Genomic DNA, 21,123 nt, shown 5'->3' on the forward strand with positions numbered 1-21,123 from the left:
CATTATGGTGTTGGATTTTCCCGTGACAATTATCACAGCGCCGCTGTTATCGTTTGTTTTATCATTTTTTTCCATCGCATGGTTAATTAAAAGAAAAGCCGGCTGGGGGCTGGATCATCCCAACGTGCGCTCGCTGCATACCGTACCGGTTCCGCGCACCGGCGGATTGGGTTTGTTATTGGGTGTGGCCGTTACGTGGCTGTGCATTTCTGCACAGATCCCGCTCATTATCTGGGCCTGTATCGGCCTGCTGATGGTAATATCATTGCTGGACGATATCCGGCATGTGCCGGTGTGGTGCCGGTTATTGATACACAGCCTGGTTGCGGCTGCGTTTTCCGCAGTTTTTTTGCTGACCGCGTATGGCTGGCTGGCTGCATTGTTTGTTATGGCAGCGGTTATCTGGATGTGCAATCTCTATAATTTTATGGACGGTTCGGACGGGTTGGCAGGTGGCATGACGGCAATCGGGTTCGGATACTATGGCTTGTTGGCATACTTGGCCGGCGATAGCGATTTTGCCGCGATCAATTTTTCGATAGCGGCTGCGGCAATGGCTTTTTTGTTGCACAACTTTCATCCTGCGCGTATCTTCATGGGCGACGTCGGTGCCATTCCGCTTGGGTTTCTGGCTGCGGCACTGGGGATACTGGGATGGCTTAACCAGCTATGGTCACTGTGGGTACCCCTGCTGATATTTTCGCCGTTCATTGTGGATGCGACAGTGACACTGATCAAGCGCTTATTGCGCGGCGAGAAAATCTGGCAAGCGCACCGTGAGCACTATTATCAGCGCATGGTACAAAGCGGGGCGGGGCATCGCAATACCGCATTAGCGGGTTATGCGCTGATGCTGGCTGTTGGCGGTTGCGCGGTATGGGCGGGCGGACAGGAGTTGTGGGTGCAAGGCTGGACTGCAATGGTCTGGGGTAATATTTATTTGTTGTTCATGTTTATTGCTGACCGGAATCAAAAAAATTAATCCAACCGGGGATAGGATGTTTCTCAAAAAATACGGAATACGCACGTTTATTGCTTTTACGCATGATTTTGTCGCGATCGCCGCCGCGTGGTGGCTGGCTTATTTTCTCCGTTTCAATTTTGAGATTCCCGCGGCTTCGGTGCAATTGTTGCTGGAAATTTTGCCTTGGGTGGTGCTAATTCAAGGCGGCTTTTTTTTGTGGCTCGGGCTTTACCGGGGGTTGTGGCGTTATGCCAGTCTGCCCGATTTAAAACGGATTTTTGTTGCCGTGCTATCCGGTACCGCCACGCTGGTGTCGATCCTCTGGTTGTTTGATTTGCTGGCTAAAATTCCGGGCGCCGTTATCCTGCTGGTGCCCTTGCTGCTGATGCTCATCATGGGTGGCAGCCGTATGATTTATCGCGCCTGGAAAGAGCGCCGCTTGTACGGTTTGGAAAGCAACGAGGCCAAATTGGTTTTGATCATCGGAGCGGGCAGCACCGCGGTCAATCTGGTCAAAGCTTTGACAGGAAGCCGTGAATGGCATGTGGTCGGCATGCTGGACGATGATTCGCGCAAATTGGGTACGCGCTTGCAAGGTATCCGGGTGCTGGGCAGGATCGACGAATTGCCGCACTGGATACAGAAACTGAACGTTGAGCACGTGATTATCGCCACACCGTCGGTTTCCCACCGGATACACCGTCAGGCTTTGGAAATGTGCTCGGAAATCGGCGTGAAAGCGATGACGGTGCCGTCGTACGCGGATTTGATCAGCGGCAAAGCAACCGTGACGAATATCCGTGAAATCCAGCTGGACGATTTGCTCGGCAGAGCGCCCGTGGTTCTGGACGATGACGGCCTGCACGGTTTGTTGACGGGGAAAGTGATTCTGGTGACGGGGGCGGGCGGTTCGATCGGCTCGGAACTGTGCCGCCAGCTGGCCGCATTCGAACCGGATCGCATCGTTTTTCTGGAATTGAACGAGTTTGCGCTTTACAGCATTCAGGAAGAATTTTTGCCGCGTTTTCCCGCTATGAACATGTCGTTTGTGATCGGCGACATCAAGGATCGCGCACGCATGACGCAATTGTTCGCGCAATTCCGCCCTGCGGTGGTTTTTCATGCCGCCGCCTATAAACATGTGCCGCTGATGGAGGAGGAAAATGCCTGCCAGGCGCTGCTGAACAATGTGCTTGGTACGTACGTGCTGGCACAGGTCGCGATCAATTTCGCCGTGGAAAAATTTGTCCTGATCTCGACCGATAAAGCGGTCAATCCGGTCAGCGTCATGGGCGCCAGCAAACGCTTGGCGGAAATGGTATGCCAAGCCTTGCAGCAAACCAATGCGGCTAACACTACTCGATCAGATCAAACTGGCCGATCGCACCCGACTTGTTTTGTGATGGTGCGCTTCGGCAACGTGCTGGGCAGCACCGGCAGTGTCATACCGAAATTTCGCGAACAGATTGCCAAGGGCGGCCCGATTACCATCACCCACCCGGATATGACGCGCTACTTCATGTCCATTCCCGAAGCGGCGCAATTGGTATTGCAAGCGGCGTTAATGGGTGGTACCAATGGCGGCGGGGAAATTTTCGTGCTGGATATGGGCGATCCGGTCCGGATCGTCGATCTGGCTAATGACCTGATCCACTTGTCCGGATTGGGGGAAGACGATATCCGGATTGTCTTCAGCGGATTGCGGCCGGGAGAAAAACTGCACGAAGAGTTACTCTCTACCAGCGAAAACACGCTGCCGACGCCGCATCAGAAATTACGCATCGTGCAAGCCCGTCAAGTCGATGAGCAGTGGCTGTCCGATCTGACGGCGTGGCTGAACAAGATTTCGGTATTAAGCGATCAGGAAGTGCGGGATGAATTGGTAAATTGGGTGCCGGAATATCATAGTAATGAGTGGGGGGCTAAGTAATATGCGCCTGCCCGAATGCTTTCGCTCTTTTAATCCGACTTCCTAGAATCACTTCTTTTCGCTGTGCAACATGTTATTCCTCGTCACGCAAGTGAATGAATTGTGCCACCAGCGCCGCTCGTGAGTTAACGCCAAGTTTTGCAAACATACGCCGCAGATGCGTGCCGACGGTCCAGGTGCTGATTTCGAGCACAGCGGCGATCGTTTTGTTGGGATAGCCTTTGGCGACCATCCGGGCGATTTCCTGCTCGCGCGGACTGAGTGTCGCGGCGGATTCACCGGCGCTTGCGCCGCGCATGAGGATAACACGGTAGCCATTGAATTCGCGGTCAAAAAGGACATCAGAGGGAGTGCTCGGCGGCGCATGGCTGCCGCTGCGCATACTGTTGAGCAGCTCGTTTGCCAGCATTGCTGCAATATCGGCTTCGGGCTCATTTGGCTTGGCACGCTGTGAATGCGCCCGGTCTTCGTCAGATTTTGCTGCTGGCGTTAAGCGGCGGCGTAGCGTTTTCTTTTCTACCATTACCATAGGCTTATTCTTTTGTATTCCGAGGTTTTCAGGGCCGGTAGACTGTCTGACTGGTTCACTAATAAGCACTGAGCTTGGCATATGCTAGCGTCAAGTAACTGAGAAGACAGTGAGAAAAGTCACAGGTAGTCCCATCGTTTTTTCTTAAGCGCTTGCTGCATCGGTTTTATCCGGAACAAATTGCAGTAATCGTTTCGGTTCTTATTCGCAGCACTTACTTCCGGCAAGATAATATCGGCCTTGTTCCATTCCGTACATCACCTGTATGTGCGACACATTTTTGCGCTACTGCATGTAAGTGTCCCCTATTTAAGTTCCTGCGAATAAGCTCCCAATAATTCGTGACTAGTGATATGAATTTTCTGGGAATAGTATTCCGGCACAGAAGAAGTATTACCAATCTCAATAGCGGAATCGGAGGTAAACATGCTAGCCAACCAAGAATACGAACTTGAAAACGAACTCGAAAGTGAATTGGAAGCCGAATTTGAAAATGAAAGCGGATTTGGTGAATTAGAGTATGAAGCCGGATTGGGTGAGTTTGAAGCTGAAACCGGATTCGGCGAATTGGAGTTTGAAACCGAACTGGGTGAGTTTGAAGCAGAAGCCGGAATGGGCGAGCATGAGCAAGGCGAGCAATTTCTTGGCAATGTGCTGTCCGGTTTGTTTGGCGAAGGTGAAAACGAGTTGGGTGAATTAGAGTTCGAGTACGAACAAGGCGAGCAATTCGGCATCTTCCGCCGTATTGCGAGGCTTGCGAAAAAAGCCGCACCGATGCTGAAAAGCGTCGCGCGGATTGCCGCACCTATCGCCGGTAAAGCTGTAGGAGGATTATTCGGCGGTCCTGCCGGAGCGATGCTGGGGTCAAAACTGGCTACTTTAGCAGCACAGCAGATCCGCGAAATGGAAATGGGCGGTATGCACGAACTGGAGTCGCATGAATTCGAATTGGGTGAACACGAATTAGGCGAACATGAATTGGGTGAGCACGAAATGGCTCATGAATTGGCCGAGCACGAAGCGCACGCCGAGGCAATGGCACATTACGCTTCGTTCTCCGAGAGCGAACATGAAGCTGAAGCGTTGATCGGGGCGGCGACCACGGTTGCACTTTCACCGCGCGACCGGCGGGCTTTGCGTGCGCTGGTGCCTAATTTGGTGCGTGGTGCCGCAATTCTGGCGCGCATTTTACGCATGCGCAGGGCAACGCGTGCCTTTGTGCCGGTGGTGCCTGAGATCATGCGCCGTACCGTGCGTACGTTGAAACGCGGCGCTGCCACCGGACGGCCGGTTACCCGTAAACTGGCAGGCGCCGTGATGGCGAATCAGACACGGCGTGTACTCAGCAGCCCGAAATACTGTGCTGCCGTCCTGCGCAGAAATGTTCGCGCTACTAGAGCTGTGGGGGGACAACGTTCCGTCGTTGCGCCAGTGCGCCGCAGAAGTTCAATTTAATGTCATGTAGCATGCTAGAAAATAGTGACATTTACTTAAGGTAGGAGAAGTAAGCCATGTCTGCAGCCACAGAATTAGAATTCGAATTTGAAAATGAAAGTGAATTTGAACTGGCCAATGAACTTGAACACGAACTCGGCCTTGCCAGCGAATTGGTGCATGAGTTTGAGTTGGAACACGAGCAGCAGGCCGAGCATGAAGCATTCTTTAATCATTTAGCCGCGATGGCCGATCGTAGCGGGCGTTCGCAGGCATTACGGCGTATTGCTCTGGCGGCAGCGCGTTCGGCGCTCAAGGGGCAAAGTAAACCGTGGCCGGTTATTGCCGGCGAAGGCGAATTGGAGTTTGCAGGCGAGTTAGGTGAACTGGAATTGGAACATGAGTTCGAGCACGAATATTCGCCCGCACAAATAGCTCAATTTGCCGCCATGATGGAACACGCGGGGCATGCCGCCGCCGAAGCGGCTAATGAACAGGAAGCGGCGGAGCATTTCTTACCGCTTATCGGTTTGGCTGCGAAATTCATTGTACCGAAACTGGTGGGGCTAGCAGCCAAGAAAGTTGGTGGAATGGCGGCGAAGAAAATTGGCGGGCAATTGTTGCGGCGTGCCGTTCCTCGACTCATCAAACGTGTTACACCTCAACTGACACGCGGTGTGGCTAATATGACGCGCACGCTATACCGCAACCCGACCACGCGTTCACTATTGCACGCCATGCCGCGCATCGCACGTGGAACCATAACCCGGCTTGGCCGACAGATCGCTTCCGGGCAGCGTATAACACCGCAACAAGCGGTACGCACGCTCGCGCAGCAGACCGTGCGGACTTTAAGCAATCCGAAAACTTTGGTGCAAACGTACCGGCGGTCGAGGGCGCTTGATCACCGTTACCATCAACATACACGGCGGGTTCTGGGCCGCCCTGCCGGTGCGCCGGTGCGCGCCGCCACGAATGCCGGTGTAGCACCTTATGGAACGGTTCCTGCTGCCGGCTGGATGGCGGCGCCTGCAACCGGCGGTTGCCGCTGCGCTTACCAGCCGGTTGGGGTTTGCCCGGCTTGTGGACGTTAAGCCGGTTTTCTGTTACCGACTTTACTAATACGAGTTTCTTGTCATGAATGCTCCTGTCTTTGCCCAACCAAGCGAGCTCGACCAAATAAGTGCGGCACAGCATGCAACCAGTAAGAGCCAACCAGTGCTTGGACCATGGGTTCGTGCGCAGGCGCTCAATCTTGCCCGGCATACGCAAGCTCTGCGCAATTTTAACCGCGACGAATTCGGTACCGGGCCGGAAGCACCCACGGAAGGCCATATTCAGGCCGTCAATCAGCTGCTGGAAAAATTGCGTCCGGGATTGAAGCGGCATGCGCGCCATGTGACATTGCTGGCGAATGCCGCCAGGCGGGAGCCGAGTACAAAACGGTTTGCGGCGCTGGTTGAACACAAACATCATGCGCATGACTGGGTACGAAACATTGAGAAAATCTGGGATTTTTATTTTGAGCTATTCGGCCAGCGACAATCGCACTTCGGTCAATGGTTATTGAGCACGGATCGCATCGCATTGGATTGTTATCAGGTGACCTATCTTGGTATCGGTAAAGAAAAATCGGTACCGGCGCCGCCGCCGTTTACGTATATGCGCACCGGTTTCGGTCCGGCTACTTACCGCCGCGGCATCAAATTGCGCCAGCTTGGCTCGCAGTACAACCCGTTTCCGCTGATTCAGCTGCCGTATCACCGCATGGTGAATCCGTGGACATTGGGTGCGGTGCTGCACGAGGTTAGCCATAACACCCAAAGCGACCTCGGCTTGTCGCGTGCTGTACCGCTTGCCATCGCACGAACCTTGTTGCGCGCCGGTTTTAGTCCGGATATTACGCGGATTTGGGTGCGCTGGAACCGCGAGACCTTCGCCGACTTGAGCGGATTGCTGCTGGGCGGACCTTGCATCGTCGCGTCTTTAATGGATGTCGTCGGCCGTTCACCGCAAATTACCTACCACTTCGATCCGAACGGCGTGCATCCGACACCTTATTTGCGTGTGCTGATCAGTGTCGAACTGCTGCGGCGCATGGGTTTTGATGCGGAGGCGGAGAAATATGCGCGCGCTTGGACATCGCTTTATCCCGCACCGAAACCAGGTCTGCTTCCGCAGGAATTATTGCGCAGCGCGCCGCGCGCGATTGCATTGGTGGTCGATGCGCTGTGCTACCGGCCTTTCAAGGAGATTGGCGACAAATCATTGGCCGACGTGTACCGCTTCGGTCAGAAAGAACAGCGCATGATCGAGGAAGCCGCTCGCCGGTTAGCGACCGGAGATGATCCCGGTATCGTGCCGGAGCGCTTCTTGATCGGTGCCGCACGTTTTGCGCTGGATAATCAATTGGCGCCGGCGGAAAAAATCAAAGAAAAATTTTATAGCGAATTGTCGAGGAGATAACCATGAGTCTGGAATCGGCATTTGAATCGTTGCAGCGTATGGTGACAAATTTATCGGAGGCAGTTGCCACTTTGCAAATCATTGTCGAAGATATGCCGAAAAAAGAGCGTCCATTTCTGATAGATCAGCTAGATGATCAAGTTACGGATTTGCTAGGCATACTGGAGGAAATCGATGCGCATGTGCTAGAAGCTGTTCAGAGCAGTAAATCTCCAGATCAATCGGAGCAAGCACAGCAGGCATTGTATAAGGCGCACACATCGGTTAATCACTTTATAGCACAGTATATCGGCAAAATTGGTACACATGACGTTATCGCTAAGCTTCTTGAAATGGGTAATGAACGTGGGCGTGAGTGGCGTAAATGGAGCCTGGAAGTCAAGACGGCCTTGGAGCGATGTTGGGTACCGCTCAAAATGGTATCTGACGAATTGTTGCATTGTTGGCATGAACTGACACAGCGCATGATGCGAGGATTAGTGTTCATGCAGAATACCGACATTAGGCAGCAAGTTACTGTGCGAGAAAATCAATCAAAACTTGCAGGTACTGCTGCTTGACTGGGTGCAGAGCTGGCGACATAGAACAGATTGAGCATGCAATTGGATGGAGATGATTATGGACAAGAATAGTGCTGGTAACAACACAAAAGATAGCGGCGATATCAAAAAAATTGCCGAAGCTGTACAAGAAGCTGTTATCTATCCAACGTCAATTAATATTAGAGACGCCAGCGGTTATAGCAGTGGCAGTCGAAGTGGCGAAGCAGCAGGCTTTTCCGGTGGCGGTTCGCTGACAAGCGTAGCTCAAGGGGCGATGCGCGATTTGCTCGGCTGGCGTTATCGCGAGGATGATCCGAAAGGATTTCTGGCTGCGCTGAACAAAGCCATCGATTTAAAGGAGGTTGGAGACCGTACCGAGTGGGTGTGGATGCCGCGCCCATTTATGGTTCAGGCTGATTTAGGTGCAGTAACCGGCGCACAGGCAAGTATCTATGCGAGAGCCAAAGTGGCACTTGAGCACGCCTTACCGCTATTAGATGGACTGGTGCCCATGCGACCTGATAGTGATAAGGAAGATAATGAATCTATGCGTTCAATGGTACGCTTTGAATTAAACGAGCTGGTAAATGAACTGGGTAGAGTAGGTGGTCCAAGGATTCAGCGAGTAGGTGGGTATTTCACTCAATTACTTGGAAAAGAGTCTAGCCAAATTGATACTGAGAAGGTAGGCGGTCATTTGGGTGATTTGGCTACTCGTTTTGGCCTGAATAGGTGTCAAGTACTGACGGTTGCTGAGGAACAAAACCTAACTAATTTCCTTATTATGGTTGATTACACGCAATCATTATTTCAAACATGGGAAGCTCAGAAAGACTTCTTCTCACGGATTAAATCGGGTAAAGATAAGTTTTTGGGCACACAACTCGTACGTCTCTCACAAACACTAGCGGTGATTGTCGAATCAGTGCATGAAGTTTATGTAGTCATGGATTCGGTCTTTTTTGGAGCTGAGGAGCGACAAGTGACAGTTCTTAAATTTTCTGAATCTACTCCATCTACTAAGATTGAGCCAATTACCGTAGCCGACTTGTTGAGCTGGGTTGAGCATTTTGCCGCTGTCGAGGCTACGCAAATAATCGAAAATTCCGGTAAAGATGGTGTCAAATTGGTTGCTTCAATGCTGGATGAACTCAGAAACTTAATGGAAAAAGTTTCTGGATTTAAGCAATCAAACATAAACAACAAACTTCCACAAGCATTTTTTGCCAGTCGAGTTACTGAGGCGCTTAGCTCAATTGCGCACTATCTTACGGAAGCTCATGCTATTGCAGATGAAATAAAAGACAAGGATTGCGAGAAAAAACAGTCTTTAGCGCCAACAGCAACATGACCTGGAAAAAGTGAAGATCAACTTTTTTGTAAGTAAGTAGATTCAATAAGTGATAAGTGGGGTTAGACCTATGGCACAAGAAAATGACTATCAAAATTTGATTAACCGGATCGGTGCATTGCGTGAAGCGATGACAAGTCGTTTTGCGGGTGATCTGGTGGGTAATCCGGCGTTGGCCGATGCGCTGAAGCAGCAGGTCGACGATATCCTGGAAGCAGTGGTGAAGCAGGATATGCAATCGAAGGCGCCGCCGGATAAGGGCTTGTCTCAGCTGGCTGGTTTGGGCCCCGATGCAGCGGATGAGTTTGGTAAAACCCGTATTCCACAAGGCGTCGATCAGTACGATGAGCGAGTTGCTGCCGAACGGTTGGTGGCCGTGGGTGACCTGTACTATATCTACCAGCATGAGAAGATCGGTGTGTTCCGCGTGGTGCGCAAGCTGAAGGAATTGTTTCATGCCGGTGCGGTACGTCTGTCCAGCGGTCAGGGTGCGTTTTTGCTGTATCAATTCGATCGCCGCGATGTATTGCGCTACACGCTGAACGAGCGGTTGATGGCATATCGCCGTGCGTTCGGTTACGGCAATGCGCCCGTGCCGCAAGGGACAACTCCGAATGTCGACTTTCACAATCAGTTCGGTCATTTCATTAACCAAGTGGCATTGTTCTGGCGCGATAAGAGGATCAGCGACGTCATGCGTGAGCGTGCTTACGATCCCAGTTTCGGCAGTATCGCCATCGTGCGCCGGGCCGGGCTGGATTTGAGGAACAATCTTAAATTCACATCCTTTGGCCACCTCAACGTGATGCGCGTGGAAGTGATGCAATTGCTGGAAGAAGCGTTCAAGATTCTCGGTGCGGAGGATGTTAAAAATCTTTTCGGTACGGACAGCGCTTGGGATACGGTCGAAGAGATTTTGGTGCGTTACTACAACGAACGCTTGGTGACCTCGCCGCGACAACGGATGGCTGTCGCCGGACGCGAAGTGTTGCGCTGGCTGGCGCAGCCGCACATCATGAAAATGCAGCGCGGACAGTTTGAAGCGCTATTGCTGGAGATTGCCGAACCTGCGGAAGAATGGTTGACCAGTGCCCAATCGATGGGCTTGGCACGGCGCATGGATGCCAACCGGGTAATGCCGTGGGGCAGCGATGTGCCGCCGGTAAGCAATGCTTCGCCTGGAATTGCACGGGTTGCGGAAATGCGGCGGCGGAATCAGCCGATGGCAATGAGACGGTTGTAATAAGGTAGGCGATTGACGGGGAGATACTCTTGTTGCCATATGTCTCAATGCCAATGTCGCGAGCCGGGCTGCAATTTGAAACCGATCATGCTATGGCCGGCAGAGCGTTGGAAGCATCCGGGAATGCATTCGAACGGGAATTGTTGGATGCCGCATTCGAGCTTGAGTCAGAAGCTGCTGCAGCCCGCCAGGCGCGCAAACAGTTCAACAGACTGCAAAAGGGTTATGCCCGGCGGCTTGGTGTGAATACTCATGGTCAAGTCCATCACGCCATCGAGCTTCAGGCGCTCGAGCGTTTCCCGGGTGTATTTACTTCGGCGGAGCTCAACAGCTTCCGAAACATGCGCGGGATTCCGCGCGAACTGCCGGCCGGGGTGCGATCGCCTAGTCAGGTACGGGATCGGAAGCGCGGACAGCGTCAATTGCATAATGCCAAAATCCGTGAAATTTGGGATCGCCATTACGCCAATCTCAACCGCGAAATACAAGCGCGGAGATTGCGCCCCAACACACCCGCTTATAATGATTTTGTGCGCCGGTATTTGACCGCGGCGCGCGCCGAAATCGATTATGTATTGGGTCAGTTTTTTACGGAAAACCGCACGGGCCGTCCGCAGGCTTTCTTGTGAAATCTGATCGTACATGCGCTGAGAGCTTTTCATCCGCTTTCGATTTTGCAAAAGCAAGTAATTCCCAGGCTGTGCAACAGCTTCAAGACTTTATCCGTATTCCCAGCGTCAGCTCCGATCCGCAGAAAGCACGGGATGTCAAACGATGTGCGAAATGGCTGGCACAGCATTTACATACCATCGGATTGCATCGGGTGCGTGTTTTGCCGACGGGCGGACATCCAATTGTTTACGGTGAATGGCTTGGCGCAACCGGAAAACCGACAATCCTGATTTACGGCCATTACGATGTGCAACCGGCAGAACCGGAAAGCGAGTGGAAAATTCCTCCTTTTGCCGGAATTGTTCGGGATGGTTTTATCTATGGGCGCGGTGCAAGCGACGATAAAGGGCAATTGTTTACGCATATCAAGGCCATTGAAGCGCTGCTCAGAACCACCCGGCATCTTCCGGTCAACGTTAAATGCCTGTTAGAAGGGGAAGAGGAAATCGGCAGTCCTAATTTACTGCCGTTCATTCAACGCAATCGGCGTGCGCTGCAAACCGATGCCGTTGTCATGTCCGATACGCGTATGCTCAGTCAAGATCAGCCGGCGCTGACCTATGCATTGCGCGGGCAACTTGCGCTGGAATTGGAAGTGCATGGACCGGATCATGACTTGCATTCGGGTAATTTTGGCGGTGCGGTGCACGATCCGTTACAGGCTTTATGCGAAGTGATTGCGCGCTTGTATGATCGCACTGGGCATATCGCCGTGCCGGGTTTTTACGACAAGGTTCGCCGCTGGGATAACAGTGAGCGCAGATATCTTGCGCAAACGGGACCAAGCGATGCGGATATCTTGCATGAAGCGGGTGCATCTACGGCTTGGGGCGAACAGGGCTATTCTCTTTATGAACGGGTGACACTGCGGCCTTCCTTGGCGATTACCGGTATACGAGGCGGGCATGGCGGGGTTGGACCGAAGGGCGTGATTCCTTGTCAGGCTATCGCTAAATTAAGTTTCCGGCTTGTGCCGGATCAGGAACCGGCTGAAATTGAACAACTGGTACGCCGGTATATCGAGCGCATAACGCCGTCTACCGTGCGCATCAGTGTTAAAACACACACCAGCGCGCGTCCAGTATTGCTAAACCGGAAGAATCCGGCTATGCGTGCCGCTGCAGCCGCTTACCGGCGTATATTCGGTCAAGAGCCGGTTTGGTTGCGCTCGGGTGGAACCATCCCGGTTGTCAGCCAGTTCCAGGATGTGCTGGGTATACCGACAGTTTTGATGGGATTTGCTTCGCCCGGAGATAATCTGCACGGTCAGAATGAAAGATTCAGTGTGAAGAATTTTCACCGCGGTATCCTGACCTGTATGGCTTTCCTCGAGGAGTTTGGCCACCTATCGCAGCATACCCGGAAACAAGGCTTGAAACCGATTGGGGTGCAATATGCTGATTGATGGTCATTGTCACGCCGGGCAAGGCGATCAGCTGACAGCACCGTGGAATACCGATGCGCCGCTGGAATCTTATTTGCGGCGCGCCCACCGGGCCGGAATCGAACGGACGGTGGTATTTCCGGCTTTTCATACCGACTACGCGGCGGCGAATCGTGAATTGTCGAAGATTGTTGCGCGATGGCATCCACGCTTGATCGGATTTGCAATGGTTAATGCCAAGAACGATGCGGGCCGGGTGCATGAGATGCTGCACGAGGCGGTGACGCGGTTCAAGCTGCGTGGCGTCAAGGTTCATGGCCATGAAGCGATGCCCACGCGCGAAGTTTGCGAAGCGGCCCGCGCTTTCCGTTTGCCGGTGATCGTCGATGTCGCCGGCAAGGCGCATGTCATCGATATGTTTGCACCGCAGTACCCCGATGTTAATTTCATCGTCGCGCACCTGGGCAGTTTTGCCGACGACTGGCGCGCGCACGAACGGGTGATCGAGCAGTTGGTGCGATACCCAAACGTTTATGCCGACACCTCCGGTGTGCGGCGTTTCGATTATTTGGTGCAAGCAATCCGGCGCGCCGGGGCGGGCAAGTTGATTTTCGGATCAGACGGTCCGTGGCTGCATCCGGGGCTGGAGCTCTACAAAATTAAACTGCTCGGTTTGCCGCCGGCGGAAGAGGCGTTGATTCTTGGCGGCAATGCACGGCGGCTGATTTTTCCATTCGAAAGGCAGCAGCGTCTTTTGGCGCTATCAGAGTAACAGCTGGGTCAGCGTTCGACTGATGACATGATAAAAGCAGCTTTATCCTTTTAAGTTTTCCGTCATACAGCCATTTTCCATGACAAAGATCCGATCGATTCTTTGCAATTGTGGAACGGATTGGTTGAAAATCAGTGTGGTGCGGTTCTGCATCAACTCTTCTAAGGCTGTGAGCAGGTTTCCGTCATCCGGTTGTGGCGGGGAAAATAATTCATCCAGAATGAGTACCGGTGGGTTCTTGACCAGCGCACGCGCAATTGCGAGCTGTTGCGCTTGCTTTTTGCTGATTGCGGTGCCTGCCGGGCCGATTTTTGTTTGCAAGCCGTCGGGCATGCGCCGGATAAATCCGATTGCGCGCGATGTTTGGGCCGCCGAGGTGATTTTGGCTTCGTCGCTGCAGCGCATCGCGCCATAAGCAATATTGCCGGCAATTTTGTCGTCGAGCAAAAAGGTATCCGAGGATACCAAGGCGATATTGGCATGCAATTGACTTAACCGGATATCCGGCAGCGGATGGTCATCCAGTGTAATTTTTCCGCCGGTGGGCTGCCGCAAGCGCAGTATCAGATCAAGCAGCGCATTTTTCTCTTCCGCGCTGTAACCGGTAATTGCAACGGCTTCTCCCGGTCGTACGGTGAAATGCAGGCGATTGAGAACAGGTTTGGCTGGCATGCCGCTGGCAAAATACACCTGATCGAATATTAACCTGCCGCTGACATTCGAGAGGCTAAGGGTGCCTGTATCTTGTTCGGATTGCAGATCAAGAAATGCAAAAAAATCATCCAGCGCTTTATGATTGTGCTGTAAATGCCTGGGCAAGCTGGCGGTGCGTTGCATGGGGAGGATGAGTAATAAAACAATGGTGATCAGTGCCGCAATTTCCGGCAGACTCAGCGTGCCGTTAATCGCTTGTAACGCAAGCACGTAAGCAACGGCGATCATAATCATCACAATGATGATCTGACCGGCATAAGTCGTGATGGCTTGCGTTTGTACTTGCTGCATTTCCGCCTGGAAAATCGATTCGGAAATTTTATTCAGGCGCTGGCTTTCCTGATTCTGCCCGCCATCCAGCCGGATTTTTCTGTAATGCGCGACCGATTGCGCCAGATGTTCAATCAGATTGTTTGTTATCGGTACGCCTTTCTGTCCGGGTTTATTGCAACGGCTCTGTGTCATCTGATGAATCAGGACAATGAGCGGTGTCACCAGCAGGAGCAGGATGGCGAATTCCTGATTGAGATATAGCGTGCATAGGACCAATGCTATGACCGTCAGGCAATCTTGTGTTAAGCGCGCGAAATGACCGGTTGTGGTCTGCGCGATCGTGTCGATATGGGTTATCAGTGCGCCGATGCGATCTTGATTGAAATGTGCATAACAATCGACGGGTAGTGTCAGCAGCTTGTCAAAGAATGCCATGCGCAAATCGATGCCTAGTTTTCCGCTAGCTTTACCGGCAGCATAGCGGCTCGCATAGCTGGCCAGTGCGCGCACGATCAATACAGCAATCATTGTCAATGATGTGGTTTGTATCAGTGACAGGTTTTGCCGGATAAATGCGCCATCCAGCATGTGTTTGACGAGTATGGGCAATAACGCCAGCGTTGCCGCCATGATCAGCATGGCACCTAACGCCAGCAAAAGTAATTTCCAGTGAGACGCCAGTTTTCTGACTAAGCGATGGTAATGTTGCAACTCGATCATAGTGCGTGATTTTACATGAACCGGCCGCGGAATCATTGGTTGCGTGATCAGATCGACGCGCAATTATCTGGATCGTGAAGCGGATATAGTACAATCGCTATTTTTCAGTGATTCAGTGAATTGGCTCGGATGAAAACGATTCATTCTCTCTATATGCAACCCACGCTGCCGCAAAGAAAAGGCATTGTGCTGGCCGGCGGTTCCGGAACGCGGCTTTATCCGGTGACCCAGACGGTATCGAAGCAGTTGCTGCCGGTATTCGACAAACCGATGATCTACTACCCGCTCAGTACGCTGATGCTGGCCGGGATCCGGGACATTCTGGTGATTTCGACGCCGCGCGATGCGGGCAATTTTCAGGAATTACTGCGCGATGGAAACCAGTGGGGCTTGAATATTTCGTATGCCGAGCAACCGTCGCCGGACGGTTTGGCGCAGGCTTTTCTGATCGGCGAATCGTTCATCGGCAACGATAATTCGGCGCTGGTGCTGGGCGACAATATTTTTTACGGACATGATTTTCATCATTTGCTGCTGAGTGCCATGCAGCGTACGCAAGGTGCCAGCGTTTTCGCCTACCACGTGCACGATCCGGAGCGCTACGGCGTGGTTGAATTCGCTGCCGATGGCAAGGTCGTGAATCTGGAAGAGAAACCTGAGCAGCCGAAATCGCATTACGCCGTGACGGGTTTGTATTTTTACGATGCACATGTAGTGGATTACGCCAAAAGCCTGAGGCCGTCGGCGCGCAACGAACTGGAAATCACCGATTTGAACCGCATTTATCTGGAACACGATGCGCTGAGCGTGGAAATTATGGGGCGCGGCTATGCCTGGCTGGATACCGGTACGCACGAATCGCTGCTGGATGCGGGTCAATTCGTCGCCACCATCGAGCACCGGCAGGGGCTGAAAATCGCCTGTCCGGAGGAAATTGCGCTGCGCCAAGGCTGGATCGATGCGGCGCAACTCGAGCAATTGGCGCTGCCGCTGGCCAAGAATGGTTATGGCCAGTATTTGCTGCAAGTGCTGAAACGCGAATTTTGATCAATATGCGAATGAACATGCCATGCTAAAGTCTACGCCGCTCGCCATTCCCGATGTTTTGTTGCTGGAGCCGCGTGTTTTTGGCGATGAGCGCGGTTTCTTTTTTGAAAGTTTTAATCAGCGTGAATTCGATGCCGCGGTTGGCAAGAAAGTAACCTTCGTGCAAAGCAATCATTCCCGGTCCGTGCGCAATGTGTTGCGCGGCCTGCATTACCAGATCCGGCAAGCGCAGGGAAAACTGGTGCGTGTGGTGGCAGGGGAGGTTTTCGATGTGGCGGTGGATCTGCGCCGCGCGTCTCCGACTTTCGGGCAATGGGTGGGGGAAGTGCTCAGTGCTGAAAATAAAAAACAACTCTGGATTCCGCCAGGATTTGCGCATGGTTTCCTGGTGCTGTCTGCCTCTGCCGAGTTTTTATATAACACCACCGATTACTGGGCGCCGGAGTTTGAGCGTTGCATCGTGTGGAACGATCCCGCGCTCGCTATTGCGTGGCCGGTTACCGGGGAACCGGTGCTGTCCGAAAAAGACGCGCGCGGAGCGAAGTTCGCTGCCGCCGAAGTCTATGATTAGTATTTTTTAATGGCTAAGCAAAAAACGGTTTATTCCTGTACCGAGTGCGGCGGTCAAACCTTGAAATGGCAAGGTCAGTGCCCGCATTGCCAAGCTTGGAATACGCTGGTCGAAACCATCGCAGAAAAATCCGTGTCGCGCTTCAGCCCGGTTTCTGAAATCGGCCAGGTGCAAAACTTGAGCACCATCGAAGCGCGCGAAGAACCACGTTATCCCACCGGTATCGAGGAGCTGGACCGGGTGCTCGGCGGTGGGATGGTACAGGGCGGTGTAGTGCTGCTGGGCGGCGACCCGGGTATCGGCAAATCGACGCTACTGCTGCAAGCGCTGTCGTACATGTCGGCGCAACATGCCGTGCTGTACGTCAGCGGCGAGGAATCGGCGCAGCAAGTCGCGTTGCGCGCCAAGCGCCTGACGCTGGATGTGCGGTCGGTCGATCTGTACGCCGAGATTCAACTGGAAAAAATCCAGGCGGTACTCGCGGAACGCAAACCGTCGGTCGCGGTGATCGACTCGATTCAAACCATTTATTCCGAGGCGCTGCAATCCGCGCCGGGATCGGTTGCGCAAGTGCGCGAATGCGCGGCGCAACTGACGCGCCTGGCCAAGTCGAGCGGCACCTGCATCATTCTGGTCGGCCATGTCACCAAGGAAGGCGCATTGGCCGGTCCGCGCGTGCTTGAGCACATGGTCGATACCGTGCTGTATTTCGAGGGCGACATGCACTCCAGTTTCCGCATGATCCGCGCGTTTAAGAACCGCTTCGGCGCGGTCAACGAGCTGGGCGTGTTCGCGATGGGCGAGAAAGGCTTGCGCGAGGTCAAAAACCCGTCGGCATTGTTCCTGTCGCACCACGACACGCAAGTGCCGGGTTCTTGCGTCATGGTGACGCAAGAAGGCACGCGTCCGCTGCTGGTGGAAATTCAGGCGCTGGTCGACGAGGCGCGCTCGCCCAGTCCGCGCCGCTTGTGCGTCGGCTTGGAGCAGAACCGCCTGGCGATGTTGCTGGCGGTGTTGCATCGCCATGCCGGTATTCCTTGTTACGATCAGGATGTATTCGTCAATGCCGTCGGCGGTGTCAAAATCACCGAACCCGGCGCCGACCTGGCGGTGTTGCTGGCGGTGGTGTCGTCGCTGAAAAACAAACCACTGGCAGAAAAAATGATCGTCATCGGTGAGGTCGGCTTGGCCGGGGAAATCCGCCCGGTGCAGCGCGGGCAGGAACGGCTGAAAGAAGCCGCGAAACTGGGTTTTAAACAGGCCATTATTCCGCTGGCGAATAAACCCAAACAAGCGATTGCCGGTATGAACATCATTCCGGTGGCGCGGATCAGGGATGCGGTGGCGTCCATGCATTAGTAGCCGCCGTTGAAAATTTCCGTGCGCATAAACCCATGAACCGGCACATCTGGATACTGACGGGAATATCGATTCTGATCATCGTAACCGCCCTGTTGCTGCCGCCGTTTGCACAGCCTGCCGGCTACCATCATTTCGCCGACCGGCGCAGTTTTCTTGGCATTCCGAATTTCAATGATGTGGCCTCCAATCTGGCTTTTCTGTTCAGCGGCGCCGCCGGTTTGATATTTCTATGGTGCGTGCATCAAGATCCTGCGCAAACCACTTTTCAAGATCGCAGGGAAAGTTTGCCTTATTGGGTGCTGTTCTCAGGTATCGCTTCCGTCGCCTGCGGTTCCATTTACTACCACTGGACACCGGATATCGACCACTTGCTATGGGATCGCCTGCCTATCGTCGTCGCCATAACCGCGCTGTTATCGGCCACGCTGGTTGAGCGCGTAAGCCGAGCCGCAGGGCTTGGGATATTACCGCTACTCGTTGCACTGGCTGCGCTAAGCGTGTTGTATTGGTACTGGACGGAACAGCAAGGTGCGGGTAACCTGAATTTTTATATCGTCATGCAGTTTTATCCGATCCTGCTAATCGTTTGGATCAGCTTGCGCTTTCCGTCCCGTTACACGCATGGCAACGGCATCTATCAGATCATCGCGCTATACGCGGTCGCAAAGGTATTTGAAATGCTGGATGCGCAAATTTTTGCCTGGACAGACGGCTGGATCAGCGGCCATACGCTCAAGCACTTGATTGCCGCATATGCGGCTTATAGGATTGTGCAGATATTGCGGAAAAGAGAGGCAGTGAAGTGATGATTGACGAGAAAGGTATTATCGGGAGTTCCGTTTAATGCGATGAAATTTTTCGAATTCGGTCATGAGTTATTTCCAATTATTCTGATTTCGTCATAGCCATCACCCCAAATGCAAATCCTCCTGTAGTGTCCGGCGGGCAATAAATCCCGAACGTGATTCCCCCGCTGCTTTCGCCGCCGCATCGATGCGGCGCAATACGCGGGCAGGGAGTGTGATATTGACCCTTTCCACTTTATCCGATAATTCCGATAGATCAATCGTAACAATCGCCCATATCCAGCCTGAGTATTCAGGATTGGATTGATGTTCAGCGATGGGATGCGGCCCGGGTATGGCGCCTCCGTTGTCGATAGTTTCTTCCAGCCACAATTCGATGGCTTCCTTGGCGTTATCGATGGCTTCGTCCAAAGTATCACCGGCTGAAAAACAACCCGGCAGATCGGGAACAACGACACCGAAAGCATGTTTTTCATTACCCGGTTCAATCGCAATAGGAAATCTCATTTTTTGCTCCTTTATTTCAACCCTGCTTGTTTCAATAATTTATTAACAAGACCTATACCTAAATCTTTTTTCGGATGAGGAATAGTGATATGGCCGTTTCGTTCAGGATGTGTATAGATGTGATGCGAACCTTTAACGCTACGTAAAACCCATCCTGCTTTTTCGAGCTGCTTGATGATCTCTGCGCTATTCATCATGTGTAGTATACACACTATGAATAAGAAGTGATGTTAACGGACGACTATTGGCGTTGAGAAAATGTGATTTGATGAATCGCTTTGCTCCACTGTAGCAGAGCAAAGCGACTTTAAGGGTGATTATTTCGTACGTGCAAACTGGTAGCCGGTTTTATTGCCGCCATTATTGCGGAAAGCATTGCCACGATTGCCGTTTTCAAATGGGCGATTCTGTCCGAATGAACGGTTTTGTCCATTGGAACGATCGTCATCGAAAGACCTGCCACGCTGGCCGTTGCGGCTTCTGCCGGGTTCTTGGGTAGTTGCGCCAAAGCCGGGGCGATTGTCGTGCCCTGCAAAGGGTGAGCGTTTGCGTTTTTGTGTCACGCTGGGTGCATTTCTCGGGCCATTACTCTGGAAACGCGGTTTGATGCGCGGTTCCAGGCCGGGGATGATATGCGACGCGATGCGCTGGCCGGTGTAGCGTTCAATTCTTGACAGGTGGAGGCTGTCCTTCACGGATGCAAATGAGACGGCCACGCCGGCTGCGCCCGCGCGGCCGGTACGTCCGATGCGGTGCACGTAATCTTCGGCGAATTTGGGCAGGTCGAAGTTAATGACATGCGTGATATCGGCGACATCGATGCCGCGCGCAGCGACGTCGGTTGCCACCAATACGCGTAAGCCGCCGCTGCGGAGCCGTTTCAGCGTGCGGTTGCGTTCGCGCTGGTTCATGTCGCCGTGCAACGCCGCGGCGGCAAAGCCTTGCGCGAACAAGTTGTCGGCCAAGGTGTCGGCATCTCGCTTGGTGGCGGTGAATACAATCGCTTGTTTCAGTTTTTCATCGCGCAGCACGTGATCGAGCAGGCGGTTTTTGTGCGACATGTCATCGGTGTAATGCAGCCGTTGCTCGATGTTGTCGAGCTTGGTTTTTGCCGAAGCCACTTGGATGCGCTGCGGTGTTTTCAGCAGTTTCGCGGCGACTTTGTCGACGGCATTGTCCAGTGTGGCGGAAAACAGCAAGGTTTGGCGTGTGGCCGGTGTCGCGGCGGCGATGGTTTCGACGTCTTCGATAAAACCCATGTCCAGCATGCGGTCGGCTTCATCCAGAACCAGCATTTGCAGGCGGCTGAAATCGATGCGGCCGCGTTGAATATGATCGATCAGCCGTCCGGGCGTGGCCACCAGGATATCAACCGGTTGCGACAGCAGTTTATTTTGCAACGGGTATGGCATGCCGCCGAGAATGCTGACGACATTGATGCGCGACAGATATTTACCGTACTTTTTGGCAGCTTCGGAAACTTGCAATGCCAGTTCGCGGGTTGGCGTCAATACCAAAATGCGCGGTCCGCGGCTGCGCGCTTGTGACGGTGTTGCCAGTAGATGCAATGCGGGCAGCATGAAGGCAGCGGTTTTACCGGTTCCGGTTTGTGCCGATGCCATGATGTCGTGACCGGATAGCAATTCGGGTATTGCTTGCTGCTGAATCGGGGTTGGGACGGTGTATCCCGCATCGCTAATGGCTTTGATAATAGAAGGGTGGAGTTTTAAATCTTCAAAAGACACGTTGTTTTCCTAAAAAAATGAAAATAGTGCGCAGCGGCAAGAAAAAATTGCCAAAAAAGTAGCGGTGTATAACCCTGCCAGCGCAATTAAA

At 53.0% G+C, this 21,123-nt stretch carries 20 protein-coding genes; 15 read left to right on the forward strand and 5 right to left on the reverse strand.

Going from position 1 to position 21,123, the window contains the following annotated elements:
- Positions 1–4: 4 nt before the first annotated feature.
- Positions 5–982 (forward strand): glycosyltransferase family 4 protein, encoded by a 978-nt coding sequence (locus HRU78_03645; GenBank protein ID QOJ22856.1) that lies wholly within the window; start codon positions 5–7, stop codon positions 980–982.
- 16 nt (positions 983–998) lie between these two features.
- Complete coding sequence (locus HRU78_03650; protein QOJ22857.1) at positions 999–2,894, forward strand: polysaccharide biosynthesis protein; 1,896 nt, start codon at positions 999–1,001, stop codon at positions 2,892–2,894.
- Positions 2,895–2,967: 73 nt separating this feature from the next.
- Here HRU78_03650 and HRU78_03655 read toward each other — a convergent pair whose 3' ends face one another.
- Complete coding sequence (locus tag HRU78_03655) at positions 2,968–3,303, reverse strand: helix-turn-helix transcriptional regulator (protein QOJ24898.1); 336 nt, start codon at positions 3,301–3,303, stop codon at positions 2,968–2,970.
- 546 nt (positions 3,304–3,849) lie between these two features.
- Between HRU78_03655 and HRU78_03660 the strand changes: the two genes are divergently transcribed.
- From HRU78_03660 to HRU78_03700, 9 genes are all read left to right on the forward strand, one after another.
- The gene (locus HRU78_03660; GenBank protein ID QOJ22858.1) at positions 3,850–4,878 is read left to right on the forward strand and encodes a hypothetical protein; all 1,029 of its coding nucleotides are present in this window, start codon (positions 3,850–3,852) and stop codon (positions 4,876–4,878) included.
- A gap of 56 nt (positions 4,879–4,934) precedes the next feature.
- Positions 4,935–5,951, forward strand: coding sequence for a hypothetical protein (locus HRU78_03665; protein QOJ22859.1), 1,017 nt, complete (start codon positions 4,935–4,937; stop codon positions 5,949–5,951).
- Between the two features lie 85 nt (positions 5,952–6,036).
- Positions 6,037–7,323 (forward strand): hypothetical protein, encoded by a 1,287-nt coding sequence (locus HRU78_03670; GenBank protein QOJ24899.1) that lies wholly within the window; start codon positions 6,037–6,039, stop codon positions 7,321–7,323.
- 2 nt (positions 7,324–7,325) lie between these two features.
- Positions 7,326–7,883 (forward strand): hypothetical protein, encoded by a 558-nt coding sequence (locus HRU78_03675; GenBank protein ID QOJ22860.1) that lies wholly within the window; start codon positions 7,326–7,328, stop codon positions 7,881–7,883.
- Positions 7,884–7,941: 58 nt separating this feature from the next.
- Positions 7,942–9,216, forward strand: coding sequence for a hypothetical protein (locus HRU78_03680; protein ID QOJ22861.1), 1,275 nt, complete (start codon positions 7,942–7,944; stop codon positions 9,214–9,216).
- Between the two features lie 70 nt (positions 9,217–9,286).
- Entirely contained in the window at positions 9,287–10,459 is a 1,173-nt protein-coding gene (locus tag HRU78_03685; protein QOJ22862.1) for a hypothetical protein, read from the forward strand.
- Between the two features lie 53 nt (positions 10,460–10,512).
- Complete coding sequence (locus tag HRU78_03690; GenBank protein ID QOJ22863.1) at positions 10,513–11,088, forward strand: hypothetical protein; 576 nt, start codon at positions 10,513–10,515, stop codon at positions 11,086–11,088.
- A gap of 71 nt (positions 11,089–11,159) precedes the next feature.
- Positions 11,160–12,536: a dipeptidase gene (locus HRU78_03695; protein QOJ22864.1), complete on the forward strand. Its 1,377-nt coding sequence runs from the start codon at positions 11,160–11,162 to the stop codon at positions 12,534–12,536.
- Positions 12,526–13,287, forward strand: a complete 762-nt coding sequence (locus HRU78_03700) for an amidohydrolase (protein ID QOJ22865.1) — start codon at positions 12,526–12,528, stop codon at positions 13,285–13,287. The genes HRU78_03695 and HRU78_03700 overlap by 11 nt, the downstream gene beginning before the upstream one ends.
- A 42-nt stretch (positions 13,288–13,329) precedes the next feature.
- Here the strand turns inward: HRU78_03700 and HRU78_03705 are convergent, their stop codons facing one another.
- A complete protein-coding gene (locus HRU78_03705) occupies positions 13,330–14,994 on the reverse strand; it encodes an ATP-binding cassette domain-containing protein (GenBank protein ID QOJ22866.1) in 1,665 nt (554 codons plus the stop codon).
- A gap of 153 nt (positions 14,995–15,147) precedes the next feature.
- Between HRU78_03705 and rfbA the strand changes: the two genes are divergently transcribed.
- Genes rfbA through HRU78_03725 form a run of 4 tightly spaced genes read left to right on the forward strand, consistent with a single transcriptional unit; the run spans position 15,148 to position 18,780 of the window.
- Positions 15,148–16,041, forward strand: coding sequence for a glucose-1-phosphate thymidylyltransferase RfbA (rfbA, locus tag HRU78_03710; protein QOJ24900.1), 894 nt, complete (start codon positions 15,148–15,150; stop codon positions 16,039–16,041).
- A 22-nt stretch (positions 16,042–16,063) separates the two neighbouring features.
- Positions 16,064–16,612 carry a dTDP-4-dehydrorhamnose 3,5-epimerase gene (gene rfbC, locus HRU78_03715; protein QOJ22867.1) on the forward strand — a complete coding sequence of 183 codons (549 nt, stop codon included), beginning with the start codon at positions 16,064–16,066 and terminating at the stop codon, positions 16,610–16,612.
- A 9-nt stretch (positions 16,613–16,621) separates the two neighbouring features.
- Positions 16,622–17,971: a DNA repair protein RadA gene (gene radA, locus HRU78_03720; protein QOJ22868.1), complete on the forward strand. Its 1,350-nt coding sequence runs from the start codon at positions 16,622–16,624 to the stop codon at positions 17,969–17,971.
- 35 nt (positions 17,972–18,006) lie between these two features.
- Complete coding sequence (locus HRU78_03725) at positions 18,007–18,780, forward strand: ceramidase domain-containing protein (protein ID QOJ22869.1); 774 nt, start codon at positions 18,007–18,009, stop codon at positions 18,778–18,780.
- Positions 18,781–18,882: 102 nt separating this feature from the next.
- Here the strand turns inward: HRU78_03725 and HRU78_03730 are convergent, their stop codons facing one another.
- From HRU78_03730 to HRU78_03740, 3 genes are all read right to left on the reverse strand, one after another.
- The gene (locus tag HRU78_03730) at positions 18,883–19,287 is read right to left on the reverse strand and encodes a type II toxin-antitoxin system HicB family antitoxin (GenBank protein QOJ22870.1); all 405 of its coding nucleotides are present in this window, start codon (positions 19,285–19,287) and stop codon (positions 18,883–18,885) included.
- A gap of 11 nt (positions 19,288–19,298) precedes the next feature.
- Entirely contained in the window at positions 19,299–19,481 is a 183-nt protein-coding gene (locus HRU78_03735; protein QOJ24901.1) for a type II toxin-antitoxin system HicA family toxin, read from the reverse strand.
- Between the two features lie 123 nt (positions 19,482–19,604).
- Positions 19,605–21,032 carry a DEAD/DEAH box helicase gene (locus tag HRU78_03740; protein QOJ22871.1) on the reverse strand — a complete coding sequence of 476 codons (1,428 nt, stop codon included), beginning with the start codon at positions 21,030–21,032 and terminating at the stop codon, positions 19,605–19,607.
- Positions 21,033–21,123: the final 91 nt, after the last annotated feature.

Source organism: Gammaproteobacteria bacterium, from assembly GCA_015709635.1.
Lineage (GTDB): Bacteria > Pseudomonadota > Gammaproteobacteria > Burkholderiales > Nitrosomonadaceae > Nitrosomonas.